Consider the following 14626-nt stretch of genomic DNA (forward strand, 5'->3'; position numbering starts at 1 on the left):
CTCGTTCATGGTGTGTCTCCCGTCGAACGCAGCGGGGGTAGCGCGAAGGCCACACTCTCCTCGGCCACCGCGACGTGCTCGGTACGGCCGTATCCCAGCGCCCGCAGCCGCGCGAGGAGTTCGTCGACGAGGCTCTCCGGGGTGCTGGCGCCGGAACTCACCCCGACCACGGACACGTGGTGCAGCCAGCGCTCATCGAGGTGCCCGGCGTCCGGTACGAGGTGCGCGGGGGCCCCGCAGGTCCGGGCGACCTCCACCATCCGCCGCGCGTTGCTGGAGTTCTCCGAGCCGACGACAAGGACCGCGTCGCACCGGACGGCCAGTCGCCGCACACCGTTCTGGCGGTTCAGGCTGGCGTAACAGATGTCCTCGCTCGCGGGGCCCCGGACGTCGCGGAAGCGTTCGCGGACCGCGTCGAGCACGGGGCCGGTGTCCTCCGGGGAGAGCGTGGTCTGGGTCAGCCAGGCCACGGGGGTGTCCGCGGTGAGCGCCGAATCCCCGCTGTTGAGCAGGGGTTCGAGCGCTTCGGGGGACTCGACGACGGTGGTCAGCTCCGGCGCCTGCCCAGCGGTTCCCTCGACCTCCTCGTGCGCCGCGTGACCGATCAGCAGGATGTGCCGCCCGCGGGCGGCGAAGCGGCGTGCCTCCTGGTGCACCTTGGCCACCAGGGGGCAGGTCGCGTCGATGACGCGCAGCCCGCGCTCGGCCGCCCGTTCGCGCACCGACGGTGCCACGCCGTGCGCGGAGAGTACGCACAGCATGCCCCGAGGCACCTCCTGCACCGAATCGACGAACCGCGCGCCCCTGCTCTCGAGACGCCGTACGACATCGTGGTTGTGCACGATCTGCTTGCGGACGTAGACGGGCGGGCCGTGCCGGGCGAGCAGGGCCTCCACCACGCCGATGGCACGGTCGACGCCGGCGCAGAAGCCTCGCGGTTCCGCCAGGAGCACCAGCTTCGTGTCGTCGCTCATCGCAACTCCTTGTTCGGGTCAGGTCGAAGGGGTGAGGTCGAACATGTTGGGCAGGCCGAGGCGGTGGCGGCGGGCGTCCATGTCCCGCAGTGCCTGCAGTTCGGGCGGGCGGTACACGTCCCAGACCCGGCAGGGCCCGGCCGGTGAACCGGCGGCGTCGAGCAGTGCGTTGACCGCTGCTCTGGCGGACTCGTTGGCGCCCTCCATCGACGCGACATCCACCCCGGTCCGTACGTAGTCGCCCGCCAGGAACAGGTTGTGCAGCGCGGTGGCGGCGTCGGGACGGTTGTCCCAGGTGCCGGTGGGGTGGATGAGCAAGGGTTCGTCGTGCCGGGCGTGGGGCGTGCCGAGGCCGCTCATCGTGGGCGGGATGAACCAGGAGTGCACGATGCCGTCCGGCAGGGGATCCTCTCCTCCACCCTTGAGCGATGCCTGGAGCTGGGCCCAGGTGTCCTGGGCCACCTGCCGCGGTGTGCAGGCCACGGCGGGCTTGCCGAACAGCACCCCGGGTCTCTCCCAGTCGCCGATCATCACCGAGAGGCAGTCGACGGCCGCGCCGTCACCGTAGTCACCGGCGAAGTCCCGGTCCGGCCAGAACTGGGCCTGGCTGATGGAGCTGACCGCCCAGGGCGTGTCCACGTGCAGGGTGTGTCCGTGGGTGATCCGGACCGGCCGGCGCAGGTAGTACTGCATCCCTGACATCCACTCGGTGCGCAGTCTGGCGATCCCGGCGAGCCGGGGGTCGGCGGCGAGGACCGGAGCGGTGAGCAGGGCGGCGGCCCGCTCGGCGGGTACCGCGAGGACGAACCAGTCCGCGGTGATCCGCCGCGCGGTGCCGGCCGCGTCCCGCACCGTGGCCGCCACGATGCGCCGCCCTTCGCACTCCAGGCCGACGACCGTGCAGCCCTGGGCGATCCGTACTCCGCACGAGGTGAGGTGGCGGGTCCACGGATCGATCCATGCCTCATTGGTGGGCGCGTTCAGTACGCGGTCGACCGGGTCGGGGTATCCCAGGCCGAGCAGATTGCAGATGATGGCCTCGGCCATCTTTCCCACGGTGTTGGTGCTGGCCACCTCGGCCTTCATGGCGACGATGTTGCGGGTCAGGCCGACGGCGAACAGATGACGGTAGTCGGAGCTCATCTCCTCGGCGCGCAGGAACCGCCACCACGGGATCCGCTCCCACTCGCCGAGCCTGCGCTCCTCACTGCTGCTGAACAGGACGAGCAGCCGGTTGGCGAAGTATGCCGCCTCATGGGCCGGCAGATGCAGCAGCTCCTCCCCCATGCCGGCCAGGATCTTCAGAAGCAGCGCCGGTGTCAGCGCACCGGGACGGGCCAGCTCGCGGGACGGCAGCACGATGCTGCGCCGCCCTCCCGTCAGCGCGAGGCGCAGCGCGGTCCCCGCTCGCAGGTTGCCGTACACGCCGTCGGTGTTGCCGGGAAACGGGATGCGGCGCAGGGTGTCCGGGAGGTTGCGGTAGAAGCCGAAGACCACGCGGAAGCTGTGCTCGCCCGGCAGGTCGTCGCGGCCCCCCGTGCCGGTGCCGGGGAAGGGCATGCTGCGGGCCTTGCCGCCGAGGGCCTTGCGCTCGAACAGGGTGACCGAGAAGCCCCGTTCGGCGAGTTCCTGGGCCGCGGTCAGGCCGGCGACGCCGCCGCCGAGGACGGCCACGGAACGCCCGGAGGACCGGGAGAGCGCCGCCGGGGCCGCCGCCGGGGCCCGGGTGAGAGTGCCGCCCGCGGCCAGCGCGGCCGCGCTCAGCACTTGGCGGCGAGAGACAGTCATGGGGTGCCTCCTGTGTCAGGGTCGGTCGGCGTGCGCCGGACAAGGGGGCGCTCAAGTGGGGGGCCACGCCGCGGAATCGGGAACTGGTGTGGCAGCGCACTGCGGGCCCGCTTCACGGTGGCGCGGTACGCGACATGCCGGTCTCACGTGGTGCGGAACGCCGCAGACGTCCCACGTGGTGCGGAGCGCGCCGCAGGCGTCTCACGTGGTGCCGAGCGCCGCAGGCGTCTCACGTGGCGCGGTACGCGGCTCTCACGTGGCGCGGTACGCGGCGCGGTCCGCCAGCCGCACCAGGGCATCGCGGACCGGCTCCTCCAGGGCGCCGTCCGCGCACACCGCCCGCTTCGCCCGGAGGACCAGTTCGTCGATCATCCGGTTCACCTCGTCGAGCGCCCCCGTACGGACGATCAACTCGCGTACCTGGTCCAGCTGTTCGGCCGTGACGTCCTGTCGGCCCAGGGCGGCATCGAGCAGCTTGCGCCCCGTGGTGCCGGCACGTTCACCGGCGAGCAGCACCAGCATCGTCTGCTTGCCCTCGCGGATGTCGTCACCGGCCGGCTTGCCCGTGACCTCCGGGTCGCCGAACACTCCCAGTACGTCGTCGCGCAGCTGGAACGCCTCGCCGAGGCCGTTCCCGTACGCCGTGTACGTCGCGGCGAGTTCCAGGGGGCCGCCTGCCGCGGCGTGGCCGAGGCGCAGCGGACCCTCCACCGTGTACCGGGCGCTTTTGTACAGCGCGATACGCCGGGCCTCCCGCTCCGTCGGCCGCCCCAGGCAGGGCTGGATCACATCGAGGTACTGTCCGCCGGTCAGATGCAGACGCAGCTCGTTGAACACTCGCCAGACCTCGGCCGAGCGCGCGGGCGGCAGTTCCGCGGCAGTCACCGCCGCGTCGCCCAGGATGAACGCCAGGTCGGCGACGAGCAGTCCGGCGGCCTCACCGAACCGGGCCGGGTCGCCCCGCCAGCGCTCCCGGCGGTGCAGGTTCTCGAACGACACATGCACCGCGGGCTTGAACCGCCGCTCCCGGGAACCGTCCATGATGTCGTCCTGAATCAGCGCGAACGCGTGCACCAACTCGATCGCGCAGCCCAGGCGCAGCGCCGCCCGGGCCGTGGCCCCCGCCGCAGGGCCGCCCGCCCCCCGGTAGCCCCAGTAGACGAGCTTGGGACGCAGCCGCTTCCCCCTGCCGAGCACGAACTGCCGCAGTGGCTCGACGAAAGAATGAGTGTGCTCCCCCAGGAACTCGAGGGCCTCCAACTGCCGTTCCAGCAGCCCGGCCAGCGCCCGCCCGACGGCCTCGTCGAGCGAGTCCTCGGCACGATCCCCGGCCGGGGATACATCCAGAACAGCGCCCTGCCTCACAGCGGTGGACCGGACCATGAATGACTCCCTCCGCGTGGCTCTGATCGGCCTCACGCTAATGAGCCGTCCTCCGGCGGTATTGGATTAATGGGACCTGTCCGCTCCCCGTAGGTGAGGGAGTACTCGAAGAGCGCGGTAGCTGTCCGGTGCGCGTGCGAGGCCGGACCGCAGCAGCGGCGCGTCACGCGCGGAACGGAAGCGAGGCAGCGCTCCCCCCGCTGATCAGTCCAAACCTGTCGGCGACCGAGAAGCAGTGCTGCCGTGTCTGTTCTGCCCGGCGTTTCCAGAGGTAGCGTGGTAAAGAAGGCCCCCATAGAAGGGCGATTCGATGCCGTGGTTCGCATGGCTGCTCGCCGCCGCGGCGCTGGGTGCCGCGGAGTTCTTCACCCTGACCCTGGTCTTCGGGCTGCTGGCGGGCGCCGCGTTGGTCGCCGCCGTGGTCGCCGGTGTGGGCATCGGCGTTCTCGGGCAGCTTGTGGCGCTCGGTGTGGCAGCGGCGGCGGGTCTCGTCATCGTCCGCCCCATCGCGCTGCGGCATATGGCACAGCAACCCCTCACACGCGACGGCAGTGATGCGCTGATCGGCAAGCGGGCCGAGGTCATGCAGGAGGTCACGGCGACCCGCGGCCTGGTCAAGCTCTCCGGCGAGGAGTGGTCCGCCCGCGCGCTCGACGAGAGTCTGGTGATCCCGGTGGGGGCGCTGGTCGATGTCATGGAGATCGACGGCGCCACAGCCGTCGTCTACCCCCGCGAACTCCTTCCATGAACGGCTGAACACGTAGCGATGGAGGCACCGTGGAACCACTTGTCATCCCCATTCTTGTGGCGGCCATGGTCGTGGTCTTCCTCGTGGCCTCCACGGTGCGGATCGTCCCGCAGGCGCGCCGCTACAACATCGAGCGGTTCGGCCGGTACCGCCGGACGCTGCAGCCCGGTCTGAACCTGGTCATGCCGGTGGCGGACCGCATCAACACCAAGCTCGATGTGCGCGAGCAGGTCTATTCGTCCGACCCCAAGCCGGTGATCACCGAGGACAACCTCGTGGTGAACATCGACACCGTGCTCTACTACCAGATCACCGACCCGCGGGCGGCCGCCTACGAGGTCGCCGACTACCTGCAGGCGATCGACCAGCTCACCGTGACCACGCTGCGGAACGTCATCGGCAGCATGGACCTGGAGGAGACGCTCACCTCGCGCGAGGAGATCAACACCCGGCTCCGCACCGTCCTCGACGACGCCACCGGCAAGTGGGGCATCAGGGTCAACCGCGTCGAGATCAAGGCCATCGATCCACCGCACACCATCAAGGAAGCGATGGAGAAGCAGATGCGGGCCGAGCGTGACAAGCGCGCGGCCATCCTGCACGCCGAAGGCGAGCGGCAAGCCAAGATCCTTACGGCGGAGGGCACGAAGCAGAAGGACATCCTGGAGGCACAGGGCACGCAACAAGCCATGATCTTGCGGGCGGACGGCGAGGCGCAGGCGGTGGAGCGCGTCTTCCAGGCCGTCCACCGCAACAACGCCGACCCGAAGATCCTGGCGTACAAGTACCTTGAGACGCTCCCGCACCTGGCGAAGAGCGACAACAACACGTTCTGGGTGATTCCGGGAGAGCTCACCGAGGCCGTCCGGACCGTCACCAGCGCGTTCGGTGACCAGTCGACGGCAGGTCCGCCCAAGCCCGCGCCGCCTCAGGAAACGGCCACCGCCGACGCCGACGACGCCTCGGACGAGGACCGGACTCCCGCGCTCGAGGCAGGCTCACCTGTTCCACCCGACGCCGGCGCGGCCACCGACGAGGCCGTGAAGCAGGCCGCCGCCGCGGTGAATGACGCCAAGGCGGAGGCGGAGGCCGCCAAGTCGCCCCAGATGTCGCGACGGGGGCGGACGTCCGGCGACTGACCGACCCCAGGTGCTTGCTGGCAAAAGCGACGGCCCCGGCACCTGCGAGAGGTGCCGGGGCCGTCGCGCATCGTCGCGCGTCCGCCGCCGAGGCGGAGCGCCTACGGGACGGCCCCCAGTTCGGGCTGCGGTGCCGGCTGCCGCAGGGGTGCGACCTTCGGTTCCCACAGTTTGGTGACGCGTACGTAGTAGTAGACGACCGAGGCCATCGCCAGAATGACGAGCGGTCCGGACACCTGCGGATTCCTGGCCATCTCCATCGGCACATAGCGAATGGCCACCAGGAGCACGGTGAAGACCGTGGTGCCGTAGGCGACCAGCAGGATTCCCGCCCTGTCCCAGCCTCGTTCGAGCGAGCGCAGGGCCGCGTCGATCGTGACCACGAAGATCACGCCGGTGACGATGTCCACGCCGTAGTGGTAGCCGAAGCCCAGTGTGGCGCCGAGCGTGGAGACCAGCCAGAACGTGCCTGCGTACCGGAGCCATCGCGGGCCCTTGCGGGAATGGATGAAGATCGCGGTGGCCCACGCCGTGTGCAGGCTGGGCATGCAGTTGCGCGGGGTGATCTCGTCGAACGGCATGTGGTGCGGCGTGCTGATCGGCGGCAACGTGTTCGGCCACAGATCGGCCACCGCCCAGGCACCGCCGTCGGCACCGTAGACGAAGATCGGTCCGACCACCGGGAAGAGCATGTAGATGCCCGGCCCGAGGAGGCCGATCACCAGAAAGGTGCGCACCAGATGGTGGCCGGGGAAGCGGCGCTCGGCCGCCACGTTGCGCAGCTGGTACAGGGAGACGGCGACTGCGGCCACCGCGAGCTGGATGTAGACGTAGTCCAGCACATGGGCGCCGATCGGGCCGGTGGCCTCCACGATGCGGCCGGCCAGCCACGACGGGTTGCCCAGTGCGTGATCGGCCATCGCCACGTACTGGTCGAGCACCAGCGGCTGGGTCTTCGACGTGATGAGCAGCCAGATGTCGCCCGTCTTACGTCCGGCCACAAGCAGCAGGCCGAGCCCGACGCCCTTCAGGAGCAGCACACGATCGCTGCCGCTGCGGCGGGTGAGGGCGATGACCGCGCAGGCCAGAATCACCCACAGTGCGCCGTTGCCGAAGTTCATCTTGGCGTCGGCCGCCCAGCGCACCAGGAAGAAGACCACGTCGATGCCGACCGCGGCGCCGGCCGCGATGAACCGCTGCCTCCAGGTGAGCACCACCATCATCAACGCCATACCGGCGTACAGCAGCGGCCCCGACTTGGGGGCGAAGATCACCTCGCGTGCCTGGTTGGTGATCGGCCCCGGCACGCCATAGCCACGTGCGGTGATCTCCAGCGCGACGAGAAACCCCAGCGCCGTCACGCTCGCCGCGGCCCACAGCACTGTCCGTGGCCGACGCCATACAGGGCAGTCCGCTTTGCCGTCTTTTCGCGAAGATGTCCGCGATATTGTATTAGTCAATTTTATGTCGTTTGTTAGGTATTGATTGGTCGGATCACTCTTCATGCCGGGCCGGGCAGCAACGCTTTTCTGCGAGTTCCGGTCAACTGGCTCCCCGGGCGGAGATGTTGACGTACCTCCAAGCGCTGTCACCTCCCCCACCGTCAGGAGAAGACGGAAAACCTGAGCGGCGCGTTGCGACAGCCCTGGAAGAGGGTGCCGGCTATCGGCCCCTGGCGTCGGTGGCACTGGGCGAGTGCGGGCTGTGGCGTGCGCATCGAAGACCCCCCGGTGTGTACCGGCCCGGCGAACCCGGCCGTCTGTGTAACTGAACGATGTAGAAATGAGAAAAGCCCGAGTGAATCCCAGGTGTCAACTCTGCGCGGAGTCGAGCATGCCGTGTGACGGCAGCTGCTCTCCAGGAACGTCGTGTACTGGATGACGGCGGGCACCCGGACCTTCAATGCGCCGGGATCCTCGGTCAGTTCCGTCTCGTAGGCGTCGAGTTCCATCGGCCGGGTCGAAGATCTCCCCCCGTACGAAGTGCTCGGCGCCTCCCTGCAGCGGTCTGTCGTCGGGAAGCCGTTCCACCCGCTCCAGTACGACCGCTGCCGGCTCCTCCGCGGAATCCGGGTAGGTGAGCGGGGGCGGGGTGAGCCCATACGCCGGCTGCGGTGCGGGGCCCAGGGTCTGGTAGCCGACGACTGCCACGGCCGCGGCGGTGACCGTCGTCGCGGCGGCCGTCACCCAGCTACGAGAATGTCCTCTGCGCTCAGCTCGCTGGACCACGCCGCGAACCTCCGTATGTCAGCTGAGCATCTCGGCCGCCCTGGTCCTCGGCCCTCCCGCGTCACCGGTGTTGAGCGTTCCCGCCGGTTCGAGCAGCAGGATGGCGGTCTCCTCGTCCGCCACGGGGCAGTGTTCGACTCCACGGGGCACCACGAACAGCTCTCCCGGTCCAAGGACCACATCGCCGTCCCTGAGCTGGATGGTGAGCCGTCCGCTGATGACGAGGAACATTTCATCGGTGTCCTCGTGGCTGTGCCAGACGAACTCCCCCTTCAATTTGGCCAGTTTGACCTCGTAGTCGTTGAGCGCGGCCACCTTCTTCTGCGACCACAACTCACTGAACTGCGACAGCTTGTCGGCGAGATTGACGGGAACAGCGGACTCCGGCATACGGCAACCTTCCTCAGGACTGAGCGGCCGGGAGCGGTCTCACGGGGCTCCCGGCCGGTGTCACGAGCCTGCCGCACCGGGATTTCAGCGGTCTTGTACGTTCCTGACATGGCCGGAAACCGAGCCCACACGTCCATCAGCGCCTGGCGGCCGTCGATCCCGGGGATCGCCGAGGTCTTCCACGCGCACTTCACCGACCACGCGTACCCGGCCCATACCCATGACACGTGGGACCTGATGATCCTCGACGACGGCGCGGTCGACTTCGCACTCGACCGCCACCGTCACGGAGCGACCGGCAGCGCCGGGGTCCTTCTGCTGCCTCCAGGTGTCCCCCACGACGGCCGGACCGTCACGGCGTCGGGCTTCCGCAAGCGCAACCTCTACCTCGACGACTCCGTGCTCCCGCGGCATCTGGCCGGCCGAGCGGTGGACGCCCCGATTCTCCGGGACGGGCCGCTGCGCGATCGGATCGACCGGCTGCACGCCGCGCTCGCCCATGCCGGAGACGGGTTCGAGGCCGAGTCCCGGCTCTCGTTCGTCCGCGAACGGCTCCACTTCCACCTCGACGCGCTCAAGCCCCGCGCACCGGGCCGCGAGGCGAACCGGCTCGCCGCCGGGCTGCGGGAACTCCTGGACTCACGGACACGCACCGGCATATCCCTGCACGAAGCCGCCGCTCTCCTGCACGCCCACCCCACCCATCTGGTCCGCTGCTTCAAGCAGACCTACGGCCTGCCGCCCCACACCTACCTCACCGGCAGGCGCATCGAGGAAGCACGCCGGCTCCTCCTCGACGGCCACCGGCCCACCGAAGTCGCCGTCACCGTGGGGTTCCACGACCAAGCCCATCTGAACCGGCACTTCACCCGCCATGTGGGCACCACACCCGCGCGCTACCAGCGCCCTCGCGCCCGTCCCGACACATCCCGGGGCCGGACCAGGCGTCGCTAGTTCCGCATTGCGGAAAACAGGGGCGGGGTCATCAGGCCCACGCGGCCTGATGATTAGCTGCGGGCCATGCAGCACGATTCGCACTCCGCGCCACAGCAGCCTTCGCACGCCCCGCACGCCTCTCAGCCCCCTCAGCCCCCTCACAACGGGGCGCAGCAGACCTACGCATGGGTTCAGCACGGTCCCGGGCAGCCACCCGGCTACGTGTACCAGTCGGTGCAGTTCGCGAAGATTCCTCCGCAGGCCCTGGCCGGGCGCGGGGCCCGGCTCGGGGCGCGAATAATCGACCTGATCCTCTGGATCGCCTGTCACATGGCGGTGGCCATCCCGCTGATGCCGGCCACGGACACCGCCAGCGCGGCGCAGACCATCCTTCTGCTCGGCTGGCTGCTGCTGACGTTTCTGTGCGTCTTTCCGTTCAGCATCCTGATGTACGGCACCACGCTCGGCAAACGGCTGTGCGGGCTGCGCGTGGTGCGCAGCGATCCGGACAAGGACCTGACGTACTGGCGGGTGCTGGCGCGGGAGTTCATGTGGCTCGTCGCCCACATCGTCCCTGTGCTCAGCTTCCTCAATCCGTTGTGGTGCTGCTGGGACAAGCCGCTGCAGCAGTGCCTGCACGACAAGCTCGCCGACACCGTCGTGGTGCAGCGGAACGTGCCGCTCGATCCGTATCCGGCCTGACGCTTCAAGGCGCCTTCGGCACCGGTGGTTGCGGGCCGGTGGTTGCGGGCCGCGTCACCGCCCCGTGGTGTCGTCCCTCTGCGTACGTCGCCCGGCGGCGGTGACATCCCGCATGGCCAGCAGGAACCGTCGCACCACGGCCAGTTCCTTCTCGTCGAACGAGTCCATCGCCGTCACCATCTCCTCGATCAGCGGCCCGAAGAACGACCAGCCCGTGGCGACGGCCTTGTCCGTAACGGTCAGGAGTACCCGCCGGCGGTCGCGGGTGTCGCGTTCCCTGCGGGCGAGCTCCAGTCGTTCCAAGCGGTCGATCAAGGCCGTGGTCGAAGCCGAGTTCACGCCCAACTGTGCGCCGAGCCACCCTGGTGTGGCGTCGACGCCTTCCCGGCCGGCGTCAAGCAGGTGGATCAGCGCACGCACATCGGTGGGATGCAGACCGTTCCGGCCTGCGAACTCGGCGGCGAAAAGGTCCAGTTCCACGGTGACGGCCCGCAGCAGATGAACCAGTTGAAGGCCGGGCTTCTGGTCGTCCACGCGCCCCTCCGAAGCTATTATCTCGATGACCGAGGTACTCGATCGTCGAGAAATCATAGACGGGACGGGCGGCAGTCATGGGGAACGAAGCGACCTTCTTCGCGGCGTACGACGCCGTCCTGAGCCAGTGGCCCGTGAAGGTCCACAGTGCCGACGTGCCCGGCCCCTACGGCAGCACACGGGTCCAGGTCTGCGGTCCCGAGGGCGGCACCCCGCTCGTACTGCTGCCCGGCGGCGGGACGACTTCGGTGACGTGGTTCGCCAACATCGGGGACTTGGCCCGCGACCATCGGGTGTACGCCGTCGACGTGATGGGCGACATCGGCCGCAGCACACACGACGGGGCCCAACTGCGCGGCCCGGGCGACCTGATGGCGTGGCTCGACGCGCTCTTCGACGGGCTCGGCCTGGACGGTGCGCACCTGTGCGGTCATTCCTACGGCGCCTGGATCGCCCTGACGTACGCGCTGCACGCACCCCACCGGCTCGGCCGGATCGCGCTGCTCGACCCGACGAACTGCTTTGCGGGGATGAGCTTTCGCTACCTCGCGCGGGCACTGCCGATGCTGCTCAAGCCCACCTCCGAGCGGTGGCGGGCCTTCCACCGGTGGGAAACCGGCCGCATGCCGGAAGACCCGGTCTGGCAGGCGTTCCTGGACAGTGCCGCCACTGCCCGGCGGTCGAAGGTCGTAGCCATGCGACGCCCCCGGTCGCGGGATCTGCGGGCCTGCGCCGTTCCGGCCCTGGTGCTCCTGGCCGGACACAGCCGGGTCCACAACGTGCGGCGGGCGGCGGCCGCGGCCCGTCGCCTCCTGCCCGAGGCCGACATCGCCGTCCTGCCCAACGCCACCCACCACACCCTTCCCACCGAGCAACCCGCTGAACTCAACCGGCTGTTGACGAGATTCCTGGCCTGAGCACCGTTCCTTGCGGTGGCCATAGCGACGCCTTTCAGCGTCTCCTATTCTTTCCCGTCCCGGGAAAGCGTGAGCCGGATGAGGGGTGAACCGCCGGACGTCGACGGGCAGTCGGTGCACCCCCGCGAGACGAAGACGCAGCCTGAGCAGTCCGGCATTCCCACGAATTCACGTTCGATACGCCCCTTGCGCACCCAGTGATCCGCCATCGCGCGCGCCTCGTCGACGGTGATACCGAGGCTGCGGGCGATCACCGCAAGACCCATGCCCGGCCGGGCCTGCTCGAACTCGCGCAGGAAGTCCCGCAGTCCGGCGCTCACGACAACACCTTCAGGAATTGGAACACGCCCACGGCGAGCAGCCACGCCACCACGAGCTGCACCCCGAGACCGATCAGCGTCAGGCGCGTTCCGATCTCCACGCGCTGGGCGGCGAGCGTCGCCATACAGGGCGTGTACGCGAGGATGAAGACGAGGAAGGCCATGGCCGCCGCGTCCGCGTGCCCTCCCGAGGAGTGCTCGAAGGTGTCGTGCAGCTGCTGCGAGAGCGCCTGCCCGCCCACCGCGGCGTCGTTGTCCTCGTCTCCCCCATAGGTCTGCGCGACCGTCGAGACGACGCCCTCCTTGGCGACGAACCCGGTCGTCAGCGCCGCCGAGGCATGCCAGTCGCCGAAACCGGCCGGGGCCATGACGGGCGCGATGGTCTCGGTGACCGTGCCGAACACGCTCTGCTCGACCGGCACTTCACCGAAGTGCCCGGCCCCCGCGGCCGCCGGGACGGCCATCAGGAGCCACACCGCGGCGACGGTCGCCACGATGATGCCGCCCGCCGTCTTCAGGAACGCCGCCGTGCGCTGCCACACCTGGGTGCCGGTCACCCGCAGCGTCGGAAGCCGGTACGGCGGCAGCTCCAGGACCAGCGGCTCCGGCTTCATGTCCTTGAACAGCAACGGCCGCAGGATCAGGCCCATCACCACGACGAGCGCCACCGACATCACGTACAGGATGAAGATCACGGTGCCCGCGTTCGAGCCGAAGAACACGCCCGCGATCATCGCGAAGACGGTCAGCCGCGCCGTGCAGCTCATATACGGGATCAGCAGTCCCACCAGGAGGCGGTGCGAGCGCTGCTTGAGGATCCGGGTGCCCGCAAGCGCCGGCACATTGCAGCCGAAGCCCACGACGAGGGGCAGGAACGCCCGCCCCGGCAGCCGCAGCGCGCGCATCGCCCGGTCGGCGACGAACGCGGCCCGCGCGAAGTACCCGGAGTCCTCCAGGAGCGTGAGCAGCAGGAACATGATGACCATCAGCGGCACGAAGGTCAGCAGCTGGCCCACACCGTTGACCACGCCGTTCACCAGGAGCCCCGACAGCCAGTCCGGCGCGTGCAGGGCGTCGAGGAAGCTCTGCGCACGGTCACTGACGGGACCCGAGACGAACGCGCCGAGCCCGTCCTGCAGCGGCTTCGCCAGGGTGGTGGTCGCCTGGAAGACGCCCCACATCACGGCCAGGAAGAAGGGAATGCCGAACCACTTCGAAAGGAGCAGCCGGTCCACCCGGTCGCTCGCCGTCGCCCGTGACGCCAGGGGGCCGCGCACCGCCTGTTCCAGGACCCGGTGCGACCAGGTGTAACGGGCCTCGGCGATCAGCAGCTCGGCGTCGGCGCCGTCCGTGTCGGCGCGCGCGAGCTCGTCCGCGGCCCGCGCCGCCGCGACAGTCAGCTGCTCCGCCGTGCCCGGCACCCGCTCACCGCACAACAGGGTCAGGGCCAGCCAGCGGGCGGGTCCCGGCTGCCCGGCGGCGGCCTCGGCCAGCGGATCGACCGTGCGCGCCAGGTCCGTCCCGCGATACCAGGCGGGCGCCTCGACGGGCGCGGCGAGCGCCCGCCGCACAGCCTCGGCGAGCGGCCCGAATCCCTTGCCGCTGCGGCCGGTCACGGCCACGACGGGCAGTCCGAGCGCCTGGGCCAGCGCCTCGGGGTCCGGCTCCGTGCCGCGCTTGGCGGCGATATCGGTCATGGTCAGCATGACCACCACCGGCAGCCCGGTATCGAGTACCTGCGAGAGCAGATACAGATTGCGGGCCGGGTTCGCCGCGTCCAGGGCGAAGAGCACCAGGTCGGGCCGCTCGCCGGCCGGGGCGGTCAGCAGATCTCGGACCAGCTCCTCGTCGGGGGAGTCGGGCAGCAGGCTGTATGTGCCCGGCAGATCGGCGACCCGCAGCCGGGCTTCGCCCGGGATGCGCCAGGATCCCTGGGCGACCTGGACGGTCTTGCCCGGCCAGTTGCCGACGTGCTGATGGGCGCCGGTCAGGGCGTTGAATACGGTGGACTTGCCGACGTTCGGATTGCCGACCAGGGCGATCAGCCGGGCCGTCATGCCGGTCGCGGGCCCATGGTCGAGTACGGCCGTGCCGCCGTGACAGGAAGCCGCCATCACCGGTGCCTCAGCCCGGCGGCAGTGCGGAAGTCGAGGGCGACGCGGGCCTCGCCCACACCGACGAGCAGCCCGCCGGTGGCGCCCCGGGCGATGACAGTGACTTCGGCGCCCGGCACGAACCCGAATTCAAGCAGTCTGCGCCGTGCGGTGGTGCCGCCCTCCGGGTTCTCAATTCCAGCCATACGGACGGTGGTTCCCGGACGGCAGTCATTGAGGGAGGGCACGGAATTACCTCTTCCATAGGTATGTGGATTAGGTAACCCTAACTTTGGCCGACCGTTGGATCAGGCGGCAAAGGACACCCGGCCGGAGGCCCTTCGCCCCCTGCTCGCTTATTGACCCGACCCTTATTGGAAAGTCCTTTACCTTTCCCGGAGGCCTTTCCCTCCCCGGAGGCCTTTCCCTCCCCGGAGGCCTTTCCCTTCCCGGGGGCCTTTCCCTCCCCGGAGG

General features: G+C 69.5%; 14 protein-coding genes. 5 read left to right on the forward strand and 9 right to left on the reverse strand.

The genetic code is table 11. The features are described from left to right. Positions 1-5 precede the first annotated feature (5 nt). The 3 genes from ispH to ACFQVC_RS23115 form a co-directional block, all read right to left on the reverse strand. Complete coding sequence (ispH, locus tag ACFQVC_RS23105; protein WP_381833441.1) at positions 6-974, reverse strand: 4-hydroxy-3-methylbut-2-enyl diphosphate reductase; 969 nt, start codon at positions 972-974, stop codon at positions 6-8. Positions 975-992: 18 nt separating this feature from the next. Beyond that, positions 993-2762 carry a hydroxysqualene dehydroxylase gene (locus ACFQVC_RS23110; protein ID WP_381833443.1) on the reverse strand — a complete coding sequence of 590 codons (1770 nt, stop codon included), beginning with the start codon at positions 2760-2762 and terminating at the stop codon, positions 993-995. A 252-nt stretch (positions 2763-3014) separates the two neighbouring features. Further along, positions 3015-4145 (reverse strand): polyprenyl synthetase family protein, encoded by a 1131-nt coding sequence (locus tag ACFQVC_RS23115; protein ID WP_381833447.1) that lies wholly within the window; start codon positions 4143-4145, stop codon positions 3015-3017. Between the two features lie 310 nt (positions 4146-4455). Here ACFQVC_RS23115 and ACFQVC_RS23120 point away from each other — a divergent pair, with 310 nt between their 5' ends. Both ACFQVC_RS23120 and ACFQVC_RS23125 read left to right on the forward strand, forming a co-directional pair. Next, on the forward strand, positions 4456-4893 hold the full coding sequence (locus ACFQVC_RS23120) for an NfeD family protein (protein WP_381833450.1): 438 nt from the start codon (positions 4456-4458) through the stop codon (positions 4891-4893). A gap of 29 nt (positions 4894-4922) precedes the next feature. Next, positions 4923-6032: an SPFH domain-containing protein gene (locus tag ACFQVC_RS23125; protein WP_381833453.1), complete on the forward strand. Its 1110-nt coding sequence runs from the start codon at positions 4923-4925 to the stop codon at positions 6030-6032. A gap of 101 nt (positions 6033-6133) precedes the next feature. Here ACFQVC_RS23125 and ACFQVC_RS23130 read toward each other — a convergent pair whose 3' ends face one another. Then, a complete protein-coding gene (locus ACFQVC_RS23130; RefSeq protein WP_381833456.1) occupies positions 6134-7414 on the reverse strand; it encodes a phosphatase PAP2 family protein in 1281 nt (426 codons plus the stop codon). A gap of 864 nt (positions 7415-8278) precedes the next feature. Next, complete coding sequence (locus tag ACFQVC_RS23135) at positions 8279-8650, reverse strand: cupin domain-containing protein (protein WP_381833459.1); 372 nt, start codon at positions 8648-8650, stop codon at positions 8279-8281. 108 nt (positions 8651-8758) lie between these two features. Here ACFQVC_RS23135 and ACFQVC_RS23140 point away from each other — a divergent pair, with 108 nt between their 5' ends. Both ACFQVC_RS23140 and ACFQVC_RS23145 read left to right on the forward strand, forming a co-directional pair. Beyond that, on the forward strand, positions 8759-9604 hold the full coding sequence (locus ACFQVC_RS23140) for a helix-turn-helix transcriptional regulator (protein ID WP_381833461.1): 846 nt from the start codon (positions 8759-8761) through the stop codon (positions 9602-9604). A gap of 66 nt (positions 9605-9670) precedes the next feature. Continuing rightward, positions 9671-10288: an RDD family protein gene (locus tag ACFQVC_RS23145; RefSeq protein ID WP_381833464.1), complete on the forward strand. Its 618-nt coding sequence runs from the start codon at positions 9671-9673 to the stop codon at positions 10286-10288. A gap of 54 nt (positions 10289-10342) precedes the next feature. Here ACFQVC_RS23145 and ACFQVC_RS23150 read toward each other — a convergent pair whose 3' ends face one another. After that, positions 10343-10822 (reverse strand): MarR family winged helix-turn-helix transcriptional regulator, encoded by a 480-nt coding sequence (locus ACFQVC_RS23150; protein WP_381833467.1) that lies wholly within the window; start codon positions 10820-10822, stop codon positions 10343-10345. A 77-nt stretch (positions 10823-10899) separates the two neighbouring features. Between ACFQVC_RS23150 and ACFQVC_RS23155 the strand changes: the two genes are divergently transcribed. After that, positions 10900-11739, forward strand: a complete 840-nt coding sequence (locus tag ACFQVC_RS23155; protein WP_381833470.1) for an alpha/beta fold hydrolase — start codon at positions 10900-10902, stop codon at positions 11737-11739. Between the two features lie 44 nt (positions 11740-11783). Here the strand turns inward: ACFQVC_RS23155 and ACFQVC_RS23160 are convergent, their stop codons facing one another. From ACFQVC_RS23160 to ACFQVC_RS23170, 3 genes are read right to left on the reverse strand one after another with little or no spacing between them, the layout of a single operon-like run. Beyond that, complete coding sequence (locus ACFQVC_RS23160; protein WP_381833473.1) at positions 11784-12059, reverse strand: FeoC-like transcriptional regulator; 276 nt, start codon at positions 12057-12059, stop codon at positions 11784-11786. Next, entirely contained in the window at positions 12056-14173 is a 2118-nt protein-coding gene (feoB, locus tag ACFQVC_RS23165) for a ferrous iron transport protein B (protein WP_381833476.1), read from the reverse strand. The genes ACFQVC_RS23160 and feoB overlap by 4 nt, the downstream gene beginning before the upstream one ends. Next, entirely contained in the window at positions 14173-14400 is a 228-nt protein-coding gene (locus tag ACFQVC_RS23170) for a FeoA family protein (protein WP_381833479.1), read from the reverse strand. Before ACFQVC_RS23170 ends, feoB begins: the two co-directional genes overlap by 1 nt. Positions 14401-14626 lie beyond the last annotated feature (226 nt).

This window comes from Streptomyces monticola, assembly GCF_042665355.1.
GTDB lineage: Bacteria > Actinomycetota > Actinomycetes > Streptomycetales > Streptomycetaceae > Streptomyces > Streptomyces monticola.

Excerpts from the sequence above, each read along its gene's own strand:
- ACFQVC_RS23140 (WP_381833461.1), top strand. The coding sequence starts at position 8,759 with ATGGCCGGAAACCGAGCCCACACGTCCATCAGCGCCTGGCGGCCGTCG.
- ACFQVC_RS23120 (WP_381833450.1), top strand. The coding sequence starts at position 4,456 with ATGCCGTGGTTCGCATGGCTGCTCGCCGCCGCGGCGCTGGGTGCCGCG.
- ACFQVC_RS23115 (WP_381833447.1), bottom strand. The coding sequence starts at position 4,145 with ATGGTCCGGTCCACCGCTGTGAGGCAGGGCGCTGTTCTGGATGTATCC.
- ACFQVC_RS23135 (WP_381833459.1), bottom strand. The coding sequence starts at position 8,650 with ATGCCGGAGTCCGCTGTTCCCGTCAATCTCGCCGACAAGCTGTCGCAG.
- ACFQVC_RS23155 (WP_381833470.1), top strand. The coding sequence starts at position 10,900 with ATGGGGAACGAAGCGACCTTCTTCGCGGCGTACGACGCCGTCCTGAGC.
- ACFQVC_RS23145 (WP_381833464.1), top strand. The coding sequence starts at position 9,671 with ATGCAGCACGATTCGCACTCCGCGCCACAGCAGCCTTCGCACGCCCCG.
- ispH (WP_381833441.1), bottom strand. The coding sequence starts at position 974 with ATGAGCGACGACACGAAGCTGGTGCTCCTGGCGGAACCGCGAGGCTTC.
- feoB (WP_381833476.1), bottom strand. The coding sequence starts at position 14,173 with ATGGCGGCTTCCTGTCACGGCGGCACGGCCGTACTCGACCATGGGCCC.
- ACFQVC_RS23110 (WP_381833443.1), bottom strand. The coding sequence starts at position 2,762 with ATGACTGTCTCTCGCCGCCAAGTGCTGAGCGCGGCCGCGCTGGCCGCG.